The organism is Streptomyces sp. MB09-01 (assembly GCF_033794505.1).
GTDB lineage: Bacteria > Actinomycetota > Actinomycetes > Streptomycetales > Streptomycetaceae > Streptomyces.
Genome location: NZ_JARAYQ010000183.1, coordinates 1 through 17,897 on the forward strand (window position 1 = coordinate 1; position 17,897 = coordinate 17,897).

7 protein-coding genes and 1 pseudogene are annotated in these 17,897 nt (G+C 74.4%); 1 reads left to right on the forward strand and 7 read right to left on the reverse strand.

Annotated elements, in window-relative coordinates:
- The first annotated feature begins 75 nt into the window (after positions 1 to 75).
- Positions 76 to 1,326 carry a cytochrome P450 gene (locus PV721_RS30370; protein ID WP_319729804.1) on the forward strand — a complete coding sequence of 417 codons (1,251 nt, stop codon included), beginning with the start codon at positions 76 to 78 and terminating at the stop codon, positions 1,324 to 1,326.
- Between the two features lie 183 nt (positions 1,327 to 1,509).
- Here the strand turns inward: PV721_RS30370 and PV721_RS30375 are convergent, their stop codons facing one another.
- The 7 genes and pseudogenes from PV721_RS30375 to PV721_RS30405 all read right to left on the reverse strand — a co-directional run.
- Positions 1,510 to 1,767, reverse strand: a complete 258-nt coding sequence (locus PV721_RS30375; RefSeq protein WP_319729808.1) for a hypothetical protein — start codon at positions 1,765 to 1,767, stop codon at positions 1,510 to 1,512.
- A 646-nt stretch (positions 1,768 to 2,413) separates the two neighbouring features.
- On the reverse strand, positions 2,414 to 3,295 hold the full coding sequence (locus PV721_RS30380; RefSeq protein ID WP_319729811.1) for a hypothetical protein: 882 nt from the start codon (positions 3,293 to 3,295) through the stop codon (positions 2,414 to 2,416).
- The gene (locus PV721_RS30385) at positions 3,288 to 3,602 is read right to left on the reverse strand and encodes a hypothetical protein (protein WP_319729814.1); all 315 of its coding nucleotides are present in this window, start codon (positions 3,600 to 3,602) and stop codon (positions 3,288 to 3,290) included. Before PV721_RS30385 ends, PV721_RS30380 begins: the two co-directional genes overlap by 8 nt.
- A 1,597-nt stretch (positions 3,603 to 5,199) precedes the next feature.
- A complete protein-coding gene (locus PV721_RS30390) occupies positions 5,200 to 5,997 on the reverse strand; it encodes a thioesterase II family protein (RefSeq protein WP_319729816.1) in 798 nt (265 codons plus the stop codon).
- A complete protein-coding gene (locus tag PV721_RS30395) occupies positions 5,994 to 8,075 on the reverse strand; it encodes an alpha-hydroxy-acid oxidizing protein (protein ID WP_319729819.1) in 2,082 nt (693 codons plus the stop codon). Before PV721_RS30395 ends, PV721_RS30390 begins: the two co-directional genes overlap by 4 nt.
- A pseudogene (locus PV721_RS30400) lies at positions 8,072 to 14,713 on the reverse strand (SDR family NAD(P)-dependent oxidoreductase); the annotation flags it as partial. The gene PV721_RS30395 and the pseudogene PV721_RS30400, both read right to left, overlap by 4 nt.
- A 143-nt stretch (positions 14,714 to 14,856) precedes the next feature.
- Positions 14,857 to 17,897, reverse strand: a 3,041-nt coding sequence (locus tag PV721_RS30405; RefSeq protein WP_319729823.1) for a type I polyketide synthase, incomplete at its 5' end; no start/stop codon positions are given.

Genomic DNA, 17,897 nt, shown 5'->3' on the forward strand with positions numbered 1-17,897 from the left:
CCCCCGCCCCCCTCCGTCGAAGACCTTTACCGTGCCGCGGACCTGCGGGTCCGCGGCCCTGGAGGAGACATACCGATGACTGCCCCCACCCTGCCGGCGGCCGACCTCGCCGACCTGGCCGATCCGGCCGCCTACGACCTCACCGACCCGCAGACCTTCGAAGACAACGACCCGCACCAGCTGTGGCGGCCCTTCCGCGCGCACAACCCGGTCTTCTGGCACGCGGCCCGTGACGGCAAGCCCGGATTCTGGGTCCTCACCAAGTACGACGACATCATGACCGCCTACCGCGACAACAAGCGGTACACCTCCGAGCAGGGCAACGTGCTCAGCACCCTGCTGCTCGGCGAGGACTCCGCCGCGGGCAAGATGCTCGCCGTCACCGACGGCCCGCGCCACCGCGAGATCCGCAACCTGATGATGAAGTCCTTCTCGCCGCGCGTCCTGGCCCCGGTCGTGGAGAACGTCCAGAAGCTCACCGACCGCCTCATCTCCGAGGCCGTCGAGCAGGGCGAGGTGGACTTCGTCACCGCCGTCGCCGACCGGATCCCCATCCACAGCATCGGCGACCTCATGGGCATCCCCGCCGAGGACCGCGAGCAGCTCGTGGACTGGAACGCACAGACCCTGTCGCGGTACAGCGCCGACGACGGCGAAGAGGTCTCGCTGATGGCGCGCAACGAGATCGTGCTCTACATCTCCGGCCTGATGGCCGAGCGCCGCCGCAACCCCGGCGAGGACGTCCTCAGCACGCTGGCCACCGCCACGATCGACGGCGAGCCGCTCAGCGAGGAGGAGATCATCTACAACGCGTACAGCCTGATCCTGGGCGGCGACGAGTCGAGCCGGGCCACCGCCTCCGGCATCGTCCACGCCTTCAGCCAGTACGGGGACCAGTGGCGCCGGCTGAAGAACGCGGAGGTCACCCTGGAGAGCGCCACCGAGGAGGTCATGCGCTGGACCACTCCGACCATGCACTTCGGCCGGCACGCCCTGGTGGACATCCCGATCCGCGACCACGTCGTCAAGGCCGGTGAGATCGTCACCCTGTGGAACAGCTCGGCCAACTTCGACGAGGACGTCTTCGTCGACCCCTACACCTTCGACCTGGCGCGCACGCCCAACAAGCACGTCAGCTTCGGCCACGGACCGCACTTCTGCCTCGGCGCCTACCTGGGGCGTGTCCACATGATCTCCATGCTGGAGTCGCTGCGCACGCGGGTGGCCGACATCGAGCTGCTCGCCCCGCCCACCCGGCTCTTCTCCAACTTCGCCAACGGCCACGCCACCCTGAAGGTCCGCCTCACCGGCGAACGCTCGGCCTGATGGCCGTCCTGACGACGAGATCCTCGTCGTCAGGACCGAGCAGGCGGGAACGGCCTCGCGCCCATGGGGGACCAGGTGTTCTTCAGCCGGCATGCTCCTCGCCGGTGTGATGGTCACGGCCGCTTCTCCGGAACAGCCCGTCGCGGCTGCGAACAGTGCGACGAACAATTGTCCTCCGACTGTTCACCGTTGACACTGCAGAGCGTCGGCCCCTGCGGCGATGACCTCGGCGAGCCGGTTGGCGAAGGCCGCGTTGCAACCTCCGAGCCGGACGAAGCCGTGGCCGGCCACCGGACCGTCGTTGCACAGGGAGGGAAGGGTCAGGTCTGCGAGCGCGAGCGCCGCCTGGAGCTTGGTGACGGCCTCTTCGCCGGCCTGGTAGGCGGAATCCTGGCGCCGCTTGTACCTGGTTCGTTCGGCGTAGGTCATGTCGTAGGCCATGCTTGTGATCTCTCGTGCTAGGCGTGGGAGGTGCCGCGCCGGAGCGCGTCGTGGATCTGGTTCGGCCGGGTCGAGGGGTGGGCCCGGCCCGGTGCGCAGCCCCCGGGCACACGGCTCCCCTGGGCGCCGCAGCGCTGATCGCTCGTGCCGGCAGGTTCGCCGCGGATGCCGACGGCGGCGGCCGCCGTCCGTTTCCGGGCACGGTCATGCCCGTCGGTGCGTCGTTCGGATGTGCAGCAGCCACCGGATGGCCGGGGCGCGATGTGGTCTGACCTGGCGGGGAGCGGGTCCGGGCCCGGGCCGCGATGCGATGGTACAAGGAGGTGGACCGTCGGGCTGAGTGTGTGCACGGCCCGTGACTATCGGTTTCGATCTTCGTTTCAAAGGTGCAGGCGAGCACCCTTGTGAGGCGTGGGGAAGGAGCGGGTTGTCAAGGAAGTTAGCGGCTGTCACCACCCCCGCTCTTCGCGGTCGCCGCCCACGCAACGCCCGCCCCTCTCGCGCCGCGCTCCGTCGGCGCCCCTCTCGCGGGAGCTCACCGACTCGCGCCGAGCGGACGACCCGAGAACCCCGCGGCCCGCTGTCCACGCCGAGGACCGCAGCTCTGACCTGCGTTGCAGATGACACCGCCGCACGCCTACGGCCGTCATGCGCCGTACCCGAATCCACGACCGCCGGACGCAGAGCGGACGGCCTTCTTCTCCGCCACGGAGTAGCGGGGAGGGACACCGTCCTGGCCGCGCCCGGCCGTGGCCGCCTGCCCGAGCACCGAGGCGGGCGGGGTCCGGTGCCGTGGCGCAGCTTGGCGGGGCGGGCGCGTGAGTGTGATCTGGCGGACCAGCTGCTGGAAGCAGGCCAGCGCCGCGACCGCGGGAAGTGCGGACGACGTCCCGGCAGCGATCGTTCTCGGCGCCTGGGCCACGCACAGAAGCGTGGCCAGGGTCGAGAACAGCAGCACGATGGACCACGAATGCAGCGCGCGGCGCTGGTGCAGCGCGGATCTGAGGATGGACAGGGAAGCGACCATCCAGGGGCCGTAGATCAGCAGGGGCCACCAGCCGACCACTTCGCGGGCGGTGTGGACTCCGGCGCTGTGGCGCAGGGCGTCACAGATCACCAGCCCACTGAGGATGCTCACCACGGCGGCGATGACGGCGACCAGCACGGCGGTGAACAGGCTGCCCGTTCTCAGCAGGGTCACGACCGGCGACTTCGACGGGCTCCGGCGGTGCCCGCTGGAGGCCTGCTTGTGCTTCAGCCCCGCTACCAGGCCGAGGGCGCCGACCGTGTCACCGGCGTCGTCGAAGCCGACGCGGCCGAAGGGCTCCGCCTGCCCGGGCGTGGCGCTCTCCTGGAGGAGGATGGCGAGCTCTTCCGCCGGATCCCACGGCCGGTCCGGCTCACCGGGCCCGCCGAGCGGTTGCCCGGGGCCGTGGTGCTGTACGTGGTCCGGCCGGCACCAGAACGCGGTGGTGTCCGGCTGAGGATGGGGGCCGTGGATGTCTGGGTATCCGTACGGCTCAAACACGGGAGTTGCCGCCCGAGTGCTCGTCGACAGGCGCCGTGGACGGTGTGGTGCTCCCCGACCTCCGGTCGAACTCGACCTGGATCACGCTCATCGTACGGAGGAAGTCCTCAAAGATCGAGGACGAGTAGCTCAGATCGATCTCCCGGCTCTCGTGTTCCAGCGTTGCGTTCCCGGCCTCGCTGCACCCTGTTGCGCGTGGGGTGAAAGTCCACTTTCCGATCCGGGTGACCCCGGCGTGAAAGCTGCCTCCCTGTCCGCCTTCTTCCGCAGGCTTGCGGAAGAAGGCGGGGAGCTTTTCTGTTGTCATATTCCATAAACGCTGTCGGTCTTGGTCAGGGTGTGCGCCATCCGGGTGATGGTGGCAGATGAATAGCGCTGCCTGCCGTTTATCGGTTCTGCAAACACAACAAGAGTTCGGCAGCCACGCCCTGCCGCGCCGCCGCGCCGCAGCTCAAGGGGACGGTGAGCTGCAGGCCGGAGCGGGTCCCGAGTCCAGCGGACCCTCACCCCTGACATCCGGTCCGCCGCGACGGCAGACGGGTCACACGTATCCCCTCCTCTCGGCCGGCCGCCCCCGGCCGCCGTCTGATCATCAGTTGAAAGACTGAGATGCCAAGGCTGGGCCGATTGCTGCGCATGGCTGCAATCGGCAGGGAGGGCGCAACTCTGCATATGCCCTTGCGTTATGCCCCACGTTCGCCGGGGCCCCGGTCGTGTGTGCCCCTTGAATCATCAGCCTTCGAAAGGACCAGCCGTGGGAGACATCCTCCTGTGGATCGTGCTGATCTCCACCGCACTGGGCACAGGTTGCACTGCGCTGACGTCACCAGGAACTGGGCGTCTGTGGCGCGTGGACGCTCTTGAACTGAGGCGCCAACAACGCTTCAGGCATGTCCTGTCCCGTCATGTGGATGCCATCCGGCTGTCTCGCCAGGAAGCCGCGGCATCGGCGCGACCGGGAGAGGCGCCCGCAGGCGTCTCGGCCTGCGGGGGCGAGGATCCGTTCCGGGTCGTCCATGAGCCCTGTCGGCCACCCTTCGCGCACGACCTCTACGGCGGCGCCCCTCCCCGCCGCCGGCCGTCTCCACTCGCCGAATGACCACGGCTCCGAGGCGGGGCGTGTTGCGTGCCGATCCGGCGCTCCCGATCGAGCGCACCTGCTCGGAAGCATGGCCGATATTGCTGAATCTCTCCAAAACCCCGGCAATCCGCATGCGGTCGGCCGCATAAAAACCCCGGCAATCCGTACATTGCTGGCTCCGGCCGCGATATTAGGGCACGCTAAATTGGTTGCAGCCTTTCTCATTCCCGTTCGACGCACTTCCGTGCTAAGTGTTCGGGGAAATGGCGAGAGGTGTCAAGAATAAAAGAAATATCATCATTCTGTTTCTGGGGGGTCTCTGGTCGGCAATTCGCAAGGGGCTGCCACCCTTCCCCGGGGCGCCCTCCCGCAGCAAGGTCTATCCGTCCCACCGCGTGCGACCACGAGAAGGGTTGCGTGAGCATGGCCCCCTACGGTGACCGATCCGATCGAGGCCCCTGGGCAGCTGCCCGGCGCCGTGTCCGGCTGGCGGCAGTCCGGACGGCGAGCGCAGTGCGAGCGGCGCTGATGCGGGTGACACGCCGCCTCGCCGAAGTGGGCACGGCCGGCGCGGTCGGCTCGCCCCGGACCGGAATATGCTCGGCCCAGGTGCTTCAGGACGAATACAGGGCGGGCTTCTCCCTGCCCTCGCCTCGTCCGGCGAGGGCAGCGAGCGACCTGCACGGATGTCCGTGGTGCCTGTCCCTCGGGAACCCCGACGCACCCGGCCCGGCCCACCCCGCCGAGCACTGACGGAAACGGATCTGAGCCGGCCGTCGTGATCGATGTGCCCAGCCGCTGGCCGTAGGTACGGGCCGCCGGGTCAGCGGCCGCTGCCCACCAGCGAGGCGGCGGCGAAGGCGCGGAGGTCATCCGCGATCGCCCGGGCCACCTCGTGCTCGGAGGACTGGAGGTAGAAGTGGCCGCCCTCGAAGAAGCGGGCCGAGAAGGCGGCCGCCGTGTGCTCGCTCCACTGCAGCAGCCCCTCGCGCGGCACGTTGAAGTCCTGCGCTCCGGAGTACGCGTGCAGGGGGCAGGCGAGCCGGGAGCCCACGCCGCCCCGGTAGCTCTCCGCGGCCTTGAAATCGGCGCGCAGGGAGGGCAGGACTGCCGCCATCAGGTCCTTGTCGGCCAGCAGTTCCGGCGGGGTGCCGGCCAGATCGAAGATCGACGAGGCGAGCTCGTCGTCCTCCATGCGGGACAGGCCGCGGCTCAGGTGGATGGCGGCCGCGGGCCGGCCCGAGACGATCACGCCGATCGGCGCCCGCTCCGGGTGCAGGCGCTCCAGCCGCAGGGCCACCTCGTACGCCACGATCGAGCCCAGGCTGTGCCCGAACAGGGCGAGCGGCCGGTGCGCGCGGGGGAGCAGGGCCTCGACGATCCGGTCGGCCATCTCCCCGATGTCCTCGATGCAGCGCTCGCCCAACCGGTCCTGGCGGCCCGGGTACTGCACGTTGAGCACCTCGGCACTGTCGGACAGGGCCGCCGACAGGCTGTAGTAGCCCGTCGCCGATCCGCCCGCGTGCGGGAGGACGACCAGCGTCGGGGCTCCGGCCGGCGGCCGGTGGTAACTGCGCAGCCAGCCCGTCGGGTCGGAGCCCGAGCCGTAGGGTCGCTTCATCGCCGATCTCCGTTCTCCGCGGGCCCGTGGGACCCGGAGGCGTCCGAGGTGGTGCCCGCGAGCAGGTGCGGCCCGACGTCCGCGAGGGAGGCGCAGCCGGTGAGTGCCAGCGCCAGGCCGAGGTCGGTCAGCAGGCAGCGCAGGACGTGCTCGACGCCGTCCCGGCCGCCGAGCCCGAGCCCGTACACGTACGGCCTGCCGTAGAGGACGGCGTCCGCGCCCAGGGCCAGGGCCTTGACCACGTCACTGCCGGTCCGGACCCCCGAGTCCATCAGCACCGGTACGTCCGGGCCGACGGCCGTGCGCACCGCGGGCAGCGCGTCCAGGGCGGACACGCTGCCGTCGAGCTGGCGGCCGCCGTGCGTGGAGACGACCACGCCGTCCGCGCCGTGCTCCAGCGCCAGCCGGGCGTCGTCCGGATGCAGGACGCCCTTGACGAGCAGCGGCAGCCGGGTCAGCCCGCGCAGCCAGGCCAGGTCCGCCCAGGTGAGGGTCGGGTCGGTGGAGATCTGTGCCCAGCGCAGCACGGCCGCGGTGGCGTCCGTTCCGGCCGGCAGCCCCGCCAGGAACGCGGGATCGCTCGTGAAGTTGGCGATGCCCGTCCCGCGCAGGAACGGCGAGTAGCCGCTGTCGAGTTCGGCCGGACGGAAGCCGAGGTGGGTGGCGTCGACGGTGACCACGATCGCCGTGTAGCCGGCGGCCTCGGCGCGCCGTACCAGCGATTCGCCCACCGCCCGGTCCGAGGGCAGGTACAGCTGGAACCAGCGCCGGTGGTCGCCCGCCTGCTCGGCCACCTCCTCCAGCGTGCGGGAGGCGAAGGTCGACAAAACCAGCGGTACTCCGGCCGCCGCCGCGGCCCGCGCCGTGGCCGACTCGCCCTCGGGATGGGCCACCTGCTGTGCGGCCAGCGGCGCGAGCAGCAACGGCACGGGCAGCCGCTGCCCGAACAGCGTCACCGAGGTGTCGGTCCGGCGGGTGCCGCGCAGCATCCGCGGCACCAGCTGCCGGCGGTCGAAGGCCGCGCGGTTGGCCCGGCCGGTCGCGCCGGAGCCGGCGGTGCCGGCCACGTACGCGTAGCCCTCGGGGGACATCACCGCGCGGGCCGCGGCCTCCAGCGCGGTCGGGTCGGTCGGCAGGGCCGGGGTGCGGCCTTCGAGGCCGCCCAGCAGGATCTCCCGTACGAGGTCGGCGAGGGGCTCCTCGGCCGGCGCCGCGGCGGACGCCTCCGGGGGTACGGCGGGGGGCGCCGCGGCGAGCCGTGCCAGGTCCTCGCGGACGCAGTGGGTGAGCAGCGGCCCCGTCTCCCCGGGCCGTTCGACGAGCGAGAAGTGCCCGCCGGACAGCGTCACGACCGTGTGCCCGCTGCTGCCGTGCCGGGCCCACTCGGCCATCTGCTCCAGGGAGTTCTTGGGGTCGGACGCCGCCAGGAGCACGGTGAGGGGGGCCGCCACGGCTGCCCCGTCGGCGCAGCGGTAGCGCATCAGGGCCCGGTGGTCGGCGCGCAGCAGGCGCAGCACCTCGCCGACGATCTCCGGGTCCCGCAGCAGCGGTTCGGGGATGCCGCCGAGCCGCCGCAGCCCGGCGACGAGCTCCTCGTCGCCGACGCCGGTCAGGTCCGGCTCCTCCCAGTCCTGCGCCGGGGGGCGGGCCGCCGAGACGAACAGCCGGGCCACGGTGCCGCGTTCCTCCAGGAGCCGGGCCGTCTCGAAGGCCACGAGGGCCCCCAGGCTGTGACCGAGGAGGAACAGCGGCAGGTCGCAGTGGGCGGCGAGGGCCCCGGCCGCGCCCGCGGCGAGCTCGCCGATGTCCTCGGCGCAGGGTTCGGCGCGCCGGTCCTGGCGGCCGGGGTACTGGACGGCGAGCAGCTCGATGTCCTCGGGCAGCGCGGCCGACAACGCCGCGAAGGCGTTCGCGGCCCCGCCCGCGTGCGGGAAGCACACGAGGCGGGCGGTCGCGGACTCCCGGGCGTGGTAGGTGCGGATCCACCGGGAGGGGTCGACGGGCCTGTTCGCGGGCCCGGTCGACCGGGTGGCCCGGCCGGCCGGCGGAGCCGGCGCGGCCGTCGGGGTGTTGGTCATGCCCACGCGGAGTGATCCTCCTTCATAGAACCCAATTCGGTCAGCAGCTCGCGCAGCCGCTCGCTGACGACGGCGCTCTGCGCCTCGCTCAGCGGCCGGTCGGCGACCGCGGCCTCCAGCCGGGCGATGTCGGCGAGCAGCGCCACGGTGACGCCGGCGCCCGGGCCGGCAGCGGCCGTGGTGCCGGCCGTGCCCGAGGCCGGCTGCACGGTCTGCACCTCGGTCTGTTCTCCGGCCTGCTCCTCGGCGGCCGGTTCGGTGGTCGTCTCCGGGAGCTGTTCCCGCAGGTGGAGCACCAGTTCGGCCGGGGTCGGCCAGTCGTAGACGAACGTAGCGGGCAGTTTGACGCCCGTGGCGACGGCGAGCCGGTTGCGCAGCTCCACCGCCGTGAGCGAGTCGAAGCCCAGCCGGTCGAACGCCCCGTCCCGGTCCACCGCCGCGCCGGAGGCGTGCCCGAGGACGGCCGCGACCTCGTGGAGCACGGCGTCCAGCAGCCGGTCCCCGGTCAGCGAGGCCGCGGCGGTCTCCGCCTGCGCCGCCCCGGGCGCGGACCGCGCCCCCGCGGCGCCCGCCGGGGTGGGCACCAGGCTCCGCAGCAGGGCCGGCACGGCCGCGCCCTCCGCGATCCGAGCCCGCAGCCCGTCGAGGTTCCAGCGCGCGGCCACCGCCACCGGACGGTCGCGGCGCACCGCGGCGTCCAGCAGTTCGAGCCCGAGCTCCGAGGTGAGGGGAGCGACGCCCACCCGCGCCATGCGGGCGACGTCCGCGTCGGTGAGACCGGCGCCCATGCCACCGGCCCCCTCCCACAGGCCCCACACGACGGATACGCCGGGGCGGCCGACCGAACGCCGGTACTCCATCAGCCCGTCGAGGAACGCGTTGCCGGCCGCGTAGCCGGCCTGCCCCGGAGAGCTGAGCGTGCCCGCGAGGGAGGAGAAGACGACGAACGCGTCGAGCCCGAGGGGCTCGGTGAGCGCGTGCAGGTTGAGCGCCGCGTCCACCTTCGGACGCAGGGTCCGCTCCAGGCTCTCGGCCGTCATCGAGGTGAGCAGGCCGTCGTCCAGGACGCCCGCCGCGTGCACGACCCCGCCGAGGCGGACGCCGTCACCGGCCAGCCCGTCGAGGGCCGAGGCCAGCGCGGCCCGGTCGGCCGCGTCGCAGGGCACCGTACGGACGTCCGCGCCCAGGGCGCGCAGCTCGGCGATGTCCCGGGCGGCGTCCTCCCCGGGCAGCCCGCGTCCCATCAGGACCAGCTGCCGTATCCCGTGCTCCGCCACCAGATGGCGGGCGGCGAGCCGGCCCAGCCAGCCGAGACCGCCGGTGATCAGGACGGCCCGGGTGGTGTCCCAGCGCTCGTTCCCGTCGGCCAGGTCCAGGACCACCTTGCCGACGTGCCGGGCCTCGCTCAGGTAGCGGAAGGCATCGGGGGCCCGGCGCAGGTCCCAGGCCGCCACCGGCGGTGCCTGGAGCGCGCCCCGCTCGAACAGTCCGAGGAGGTCGGTGAAGATCTCCTGGATCCGGTCCGGCCCGGGATCGCGGACGTCGTACGTCCGGTACGTCACGCCGGGGTGCGCGTCGGCCACCTCGGCGGCGTCGCGGCGGTCGGTCTTGCCCATCTCCAGGAACCGCCCGCCGCGCGGCAGCAGCCGCAGCGAGGCGTCCGCGAACTCCCCGGCGAGGGAGTTGAGCACCACGTCGACGCCGGCGCCCCCGGTGGCGCAGAGGAAGGCCTCCTCGAAGTCCAGGGTGCGGGAGGAGGCGATGCGCCCGTCCGCGACCCCCGCGGCCCGCAGCGCGTCCCACTTGGCGGGGCTCGCCGTGGAGTACACCTCGGCGCCGAGGTGGCGGGCGATCTGGATCGCCGCCGTGCCGACGCCGCCGGCGCCCGCGTGCACGAGCACCGATTCGCCGGCGCGCAGGCCGGCCAGGTCCACCAGGCCGTAGTAGGCGGTCAGGTAGGTGACGGGAACCGCCGCGGCCTGTCGGAAGGACCAGCCCTCCGGGATCCGGCACACGAACCGGCGGTCGGTGACCGAGGTCGGGCCGATGCCGTAGAACAGGCCCATCACCCGGTCGCCGGGCTTCAGGTCGGTGACCCCGGGGCCCACTTCGAGGACGGTCCCGGCGCCCTCGCCGCCCTGCCCCGAACCGCCCGCGTGCCCGTCCACGGACGGCGGGATGACGCCGAGGGAGAGCAGGACGTCGCGGAAGTTCAGGCCGGCGACCCGCATCCGGATCCGCACCTGGCCCTCCTCGAGCGGTGCGGCCGCTTCCGGCCAGGGCTTGAGGGCGAGGTTCGCGAAGGTCCCCTTGGCCACGTAGTCGAGGTGCCAGTGCGGGGTGCCGGCGGGCGGCCGCAGCACGGTGTCCGCGTCCTGTGCGGCGAGCGAGGGACGGTAGGCGGTGCCGCCGCGCAGGGCGAGCTGCGGCTCACCCGTGGCGAGCGCGGCCGCCACGGCCCGCCGGGAGGCGGGGGTGCCGTCCTCGTCGAGGACCGTGAACCGGTCGGGGTGCTCGGCCTGCGCGGAGCGCAGCAGGCCCCACACCGCGCGGTGGGCGAGCTCGCCGGGGTGCTGCTCTCCGCCCAGCGTGACGGCGCCCCGGGTGAGGACCGCCAGCCGGGTGCCGGCCAGCCGCTCGTCCTCGACGAGGAGCCGGACCGTGTCGAGGACCTGGTGCAGGGCGGTGCGCACGGCCGCCCCGGCCCCGGCGTCCGGAGCCCCGCCGCCCGCGGAGGGCGGGCAGGGCAGGACGAGCAGCGCGGGGGCCCCGGCGCCCGCGGAGAGCGCGTCGGTCAGGGCCGGCAGGCCGGAAAGGGCCGCGCCGAGGCCCGGTCCGGCGCCGTCGAAGTCGCCGTCGCCTTCGTGCCCGTACGCGCCGAGCAGCGTCCAGCGGTGCGTCGCGGGGGCGGGCGGCAGTTCGGCCAGCTCCTCCCACGTCGGCAGCAGCAGTCCGTCGCGCGGTGCGTCGTGGGGGTGCACGGCCTGCGCCGGGAGCGGGCGCAGGGCCAGCGAGCCGATCGAGGCGACGGGGCGGCCCGCGCTGTCCGCGATGTCGATGCTCACCGCGTTCGCTCCGGACGGCGCGAGCCGGACCCGCAGGACCGCCCCGGCGGGGCCGTGGGTGCGGACGCCGGACCAGGCGTACGGAAGGAAGGTCCGCTCGCCGCCGCCGTCGCCCTCGTCGATCAGGCCGCCGAGCGCGATCGGGTGCAGGGCCGCGTCGAGCAGCGCCGGGTGCAGGCCGTAGGCGTCGGCGCCGGGCCGGCCCCCGTCCGGGAGCGCCACCTCGGCGAAGACCTCCGGCCCGCGCCGCCACACGGCGCGCACGCCGCGGAAGGCGGGCCCGTAGGAGAGGCCCTTGGCGCCGAGCGCGGCGTAGAGCTCCGAGACCGGTGCGGAGAGCGGCTCGGCGCCCTCCGGCGGCCACACCGGGGCCAGGTCCGCGGCCCGCTCCGGCGCCGGACCGGAGGCGTCGGGGAGGACCGAGCCCCGGGCGTTGCGGGACCAGCCCTGCCCGTCGGTCTCGTCCTCGGGACGGGAGTGGACGGCGACGGCCCGGCTGCCGGAGCCGTCCGCGGCGGCCAGGGACACCCGCAGCCGGACCTCCCCCTCCTCCGGGACGACCAGCGGTGCCTCCAGGAGGAGTTCCTCGACCAGGTCGCAGCCCGCCTCGCGGGCGGCGCAGGTCACCAGGTCGAGCAGCGCGGTGCCGGGCAGCAGCACCCGCCCGCCGACGCGGTGGTCGGCCAGCCACGGGTGGCGCGCCAGGGAGAGCCGGCCGGTCAGCAGCAGGCCGCCGCTGTCGGGAAGTTCGGTGGAGGCGGTCAGCAGCGGATGCCCGACGGCGCTGAGTCCCGCGGAGCTCACGTCCCCGCTCCCGGCCGGCATTTCGATCCAGTACGGCCGGTGCTGGAAGGCGTACGTGGGCAGCTCCACCCGGCGCGCCCCGCGCCCGGCGAACACGGCGGCCCAGTCGACGTCACCGCCGCAGGCGTGCATCCGCGCCACCGCCGTGAGCAGCGCGGTCACCTCCGGCAGGCGCCGCCGCAGCGCGGGGATCAGCGTGTGGCCCGCGGAGCGGCCCGGGTCCGCCTCCTCCAGGCAGTCGGCGGCCATCGAGGTCAGGTCGGTGCCCGGCCCCACCTCCACGAAGCGGGCGCAGCCCAGCTCTGCGAGGGCGCCGACACCGTCCTGGAAGCGGACGGTGCGGCGCGCGTGCCGGACCCAGTACTCCGGGTCCGCGAGCTCGTCCGCGCCCGCGGGCCGGCCCGTCAGGTCCGAGACGAAGGTGAGCTGCGGCTCCTTGAACGTCAGCCGCGTGACCACGGCCCGCAGCTCCGCCATCGCCGGTTCCATCAGCGGCGAGTGGAAGGCGTGGCTGACGCGCAGCCAGGTGGCCTTCCCGCCGGCCGCCTCGAAGTCCGCGACCACGGCGGCCAGGGCCTCCCGGTCACCCGAGAGCACCGTGGCGGCCGGCCCGTTCACGGCCGCGAGGGAGACCAGCTCCTCGTGCCCCGCGTGCCCCGCGTGCCCCGCGAGCAGGGCCGTCGCCTGCTCCTCGGAGGCGCGTAGGGCCACCATCGCTCCGCCCGGCGGCAGGTGCTGCATGATCCGGCCGCGTGCGGCCGCCAGCTCTGCGGCGTCCGCCAGCGAGAGGGCGCCCGAGGTGTGGACGGCGGCGAGGGCGCCGACGGAGTGCCCGAGGACGGCGTCGGGCCGGACGCCCCACGACTCCAGGAGGCGGAACAGGGCCACTTCGAAGGCGAAGAGCGCCGGCTGCGTGTACCGCGTCCGGTGCAGCAGCTCGCCCTCGGGGCTGTCCCCGGCCGCGAGGACCACCTCCCGCAGCGGCTGCTCCAGGTGCGGTGCCAGGGCCGCGCACACCTCGTCGAAGGCCGCCGCGAACACCGGGAAGGTCTCGTACAGTTCCTGGCCCATCCGGGCGCGCTGGGAGCCCTGACCGGCGAAGAGGAAGGCGGTACGGCCCTCCCCGGCCGTCGCGCGGACGACGTCCGGCCCCGGCACGCCGTCGGCCAGCGCGCGCAGCCCGTCGAGCAGCTCGTCGCGGTCCTCGGACAGCAGCACCGCCCGGTGCGGGAGGTGGCCGCGGGTGGTGGCCAGCGAGAAGCCCACGTCCAGCAGCGCGTCCCCGTCCGCCTCGGTCAGATGCCGGTACAGCCGGTCGGCCTGCGCGCGCAGCGCGGGCCCGCCGGCCGCCGACAGCACCACCGGTACGGCCGGCAGCGCGGCCGGCCTCCCGGCGGCGGCCGGCTCCTGCGCGGGCGCCTGCTCCAGGATGACGTGCGCGTTCGTACCGCTGATGCCGAAGGAGGACACGGCGGCCCGGCGCGGCCGGTCGCCCCGCTCGGGCCACGGGATCGTCTCGGTCAGCAGGGAGACGGCGCCGCTCGACCAGTCCACGTGCGGGGTGGGCTCGTCCACGTGCAGGGTCCGCGGCAGCAGCCCCTCGCGCAGCGCCATCGTCATCTTGATGACCCCGCCTACCCCGGCGGCGGCCTGGGTGTGCCCGATGTTCGACTTCAGGGAGCCCAGGTGGAGCGGCCGGTCCGCCGGACGCCCGCTGCCGTAGGTGGCCAGCAGCGCCTGCGCCTCGATCGGGTCGCCCAGCGAGGTGCCCGTGCCGTGCGCCTCCACGGCGTCGACGTCGGCGGCGGTGAGACCGGCGCCGGCCAGCGCCTGGCGGATGAGCTGCTCCTGCGCGGGGCCGCTGGGCGCGGTCAGCCCATTGCTCGCGCCGTCCTGGTTGATGGCCGAACCGCGGACCACCGCCAGCACGGGGTGCCCGTTGCGGCGGGCGTCGGACAGCCGCTCGACCAGCAGCAGACCGGCACCCTCGGCCCAGCCGGTGCCGTCCGCGGAGGCGGAGAAGGCCTTGCAGCGGCCGTCGGCGGCGAGCCCGCGCTGCCGGCTGAACTCCACGAACGGCATGGGCGTCGCCATCACCGTGGCACCGCCGACCAGCGCCATCGAGGACTCGCCGCGCCGCAGCGAGGCACACGCCAGGTGGAGCGCCACGAGCGAGGAGGAGCAGGCCGTGTCGACCGTGATGGCCGGGCCCTCCAGCCCGAAGGTGTAGGCCAGCCGCCCGGAGGCCACGCTGCCGGCGCCGCCGACGCTCAGGAAGCCCTCGTACTCCTCCGGGGCGGGGGAGAACCGGTTCATGTAGTCGGCGTACATGGTGCCCACGAACACGCCGGTGCGGCTGCCGCGCAGCGTGGCCGGGTCGATGCCCGCGTGCTCGAAGGCCTCCCACGCGGTCTCCAGCAGCAGCCGCTGCTGCGGGTCGGTGCTGTGCGCCTCGCGCGGCGAGACACCGAAGAACTCGGCGTCGAACTGGGCGGCCTCGTAGAGGAATCCGCCCTCCCGGGTGTACGAGGTGTGCGGCCGGTCCGGGTCGGGGTCGTACAGGCCCGCCAGGTCCCAGCCGCGGTCGGCGGGGAACGGCCCGACGGCGTCGACCTCGTCGGTGGCCAGTCGCCACAGGTCCTGAGGGGAACGGACGCCACCCGGGTAGCGGCAGGCCATGCCCACGATCGCGATCGGCTCGTGCTCGCGTTCCACGAGGTGGGCGTGGTCGGCCTTGAGCCGCTCGTTCTCCTTCAGCGCGGCCCGCAACGCCTCGACGACCTGCTGTTGGGTTGTGGAAGCCATCCTGTTCTCTCCGTACTTCCCTGTTGGGCGCCCCGTGGGGGGCTGGGTGTGGGTCTGGTGTCTGGGTCGGCTCCGGAACGGGTCCGGGGCCGGGGCCCGGGCGGGGGTCAGCCCTCGCCCAGAGCCAGGCGGACCAGGTCGTCGGCGCTCATGGTGTCGAGCGCGCTCCCGCCGTCCGGCAGGTCCGTGCCGTCGGGACCGGCGGCGCCGTTCACGGCTTCCCCGGGGGTGTCCTGCGCCGGGACGTCGGGTACGAGCGCGGCCCGCAGCCGGTCCGCGAGGGCACCCGGGGTCGGGTGGTCGAAGATGAGCGTGGGCGGCAGCTTGACGCCGGTCGCGGCCGTCAGGCGGTTGCGCAGCTCGACCGCGGTCAGGGAGTCGAAGCCCAGGTCCTGGAACCGGCCGTCGGCCGGCACCCGGTCACGGCCCGAATGGCCCAGTACGGCCGCCACTTCGGCCCGCACCGCTTCGAGCAGGAGGTGACGGTGCTCCCGCCGGGGCGCCCGGGCCAGCTGCTCGCGCAGGTCGGCCGCCGTGTCCGGGGCCGCCGGAGCGCCGCCCGCGCGGCGGCGGGCCGGGGCCAGCCCCCGCAGCAGGACCGCGACCGCCTCCGGATCCGCCGTCCGCAGGTCGAGGTGGGCGGCCGTCAGGACCGCGGCGCCGGAGGCCACGCCCGCGTCGAACAGGGCCAGGCCCTCCTCGGCGGACAGCGCCCCGATCCCGGAGCGGGCCAGCCGCTTCAGGTCCGCCGCGCCCAGGTCGCCGGTCAGCGTGCTCTCCTGCGCCCACAGGCCCCAGACCAGGGACAGGGCGGGCAGCCCCGCGGCCCGGCGCCGCTGGGCCAGGGCGTCCAGGAAGGCGTTGGCCGCCGCGTAGTTGCCCTGCCCCGCGGAGCCCAGGGTGCCCGCGAGCGAGGAGAAGAAAACGAAGGCCGACAGCTCCAGGTCCCGGGTCAGCTCGTGCAGGTGGAGGGCGGCGTCGGCCTTGGGCCGCAGCACCCCTTCCATCCGCTCCGGGGTGAGTCCCGCGAGGACGGAGTCGTCGGTCACGCCCGCGGCGTGGACCACCGCGGTCAGCGGCCGGTCGGCGGGTACGGAGGCCAGCAGGGCGGCCACGGCGGCCCGGTCGCCGGTGTCGCAGGCGGCCACGGCCACCTCGGCGCCCAGCGCGGCCAGTTCGGCCGTGAACTCCTCCGCGCCCGGCGTGGCCGCACCGCGGCGGCCGGTCAGCAGCAGCCGCCGCACCCCGTGTTGCTCGACCAGGTGCCGGGCCAGCAGCCGGCCCAGCGTGCCCAGACCACCGGTGACCAGGACGTGGCTGTCCGCTCCGAAGGCCGCCGGGGCGTCCTCGGCGACGGCGGGCCGGTGACCGCGCAGGGCCGGCTCCGAGATCCGCCCGGCCCGTACCGCCAGCTGCGGCTCCTGCGAGGCCAGGGCCGGTACGAGAGCGCGTACGGACTCGGGCCGCCCGTCGGTGTCGACGAGCGCGAACCGGCCGGGCTGCTCCGACTGGGCGGAGCGGACCAGGCCCCAGACGGCCGCCGCGGCGGGATCCGGGTACTCGGTGTCCGCGACCGCGACGGCGCCCTCGGTGAGGAAGGCGAGCCGGGAGTCCGCGAAGCGCTCGTCGGCCAGCCAGCGCTGGGCCGGCGCCAGGGCCGTGAGCACGGCCCGCCCGGACCCGGCCGGCACGGCGGGCACGCAGGCCACGACCACGGAGGGCACCGGTGCGCCCCCGTCGACCGCTTCCTGCAGAGCGTCGAGACCGGGGTAGGCCCGGACCGCCACACCGGCGGCCCGCACGGCATCCAGGACGGCGGAGTCCGCGTCGCCCAGGACGGCCCACGGGCCGGCCGGAACGGGAGCGGTCCCGCGCAGCGGGGACCAGTGCAGGTCGAACAGCGCGGCCCCGTGCACCGGCCCGGCGGCTGCCGCCGGGTCCGCCCGGAGCTCGCGCACGGCCAGCGCGTCGGCGGTGAACACCGGGGAACCGGACAGGTCCGCGATCAGCAGGGAGTAACGGTCGCCCGCGCCCCGCATGCGGACCAGCAGTTCCGTGGCGCCGGACGTCCACAGGGTCACACCGCTCCACGCGAAGGGCACCAGCAGCCGGTCCCCGGCGCCTGCCCCCACGAGCGCGGTGTGCAGGGCCGCGTCCAGGGCGGCGGGGTGCAGACCGAAGCCGTCTCCGTGCGGGCCGGAGGCGCTCGCGGGGAGCACCACCTCCGCGTAGAGGTCGCTCCCGTGGCTCCACACGGTCCGCAGGCCCTGGAAGGTGGGGCCGTACGTGTATCCGCGCTCGGCGAGGCGGGCGTAGAGGTCGCCGACGGGCACCTCCGTGGCACCCTGCGGCGGCCAGACGGCCAGGTCGGCCGCGTCATCGGGCGCTGCGGAGGCTCCGTCGGCCAGCAGCCCGGAGGCGTGCCGGACCCACGCCGCGCCCGGCGCCCCCTCGGGCCGCGAGTGGAGCGCGAGGGTGCGCGTCCCGTCGGGCCCGGGGGCGCCCACCATCAGCTGGACGGTGACGCGCTCGTCGAGCGGCAGCGGCTGTTCGAGGGTGAGCTCGGCGACCTGTGCCGCACCCGCCCGCCGGGCCGCGTACAGGGCGAGTTCCGCGACGGCCGCGCCGGGCAGCAGCGGCCGGCCCAGGATGGCGTGCTCCGCCAGCCACGGGTGCACGCCGGCGTCGAGCGTGCCGGTGAGCAGCCACCCCTGGCCCGCCGCGAGTTCGACCGTCTGGTCCAGCAGGGGGTGCCCGCCGGCCTGCCTCGGGGCCACCGGGGCGGCGGGGGCGCTCAGCCAGTAGCTGTCGCGCTGGTAGGGGTACGTGGGCAGGGCGACGGCCCGGCCACCGGGCAGGAACCCGGCCCACTCGATGTCCGCGCCGCGTACGTAGGCCTGGGCGAGCGCGGCCGCGAGGGTCCCGCCCTCGGGCCGGCCCTTGCGCAGCAGCGGGGCCGCGGTGACCGGCTCCCTGGCCTCCGGTTCCCCGGAGGCCAGGATGGTACGGGCCATGGCGGTGAGGACGGGGTCCGGACCCAGCTCCAGGTATGTGGTGACGTTCTGGTCCTGAAGGAATCGGATGCCGTCGTGGAAGCGGACGGTGTGGCGGAGGTGTTGGACCCAGTAGTCGGGGTTGGTGAGTTCTT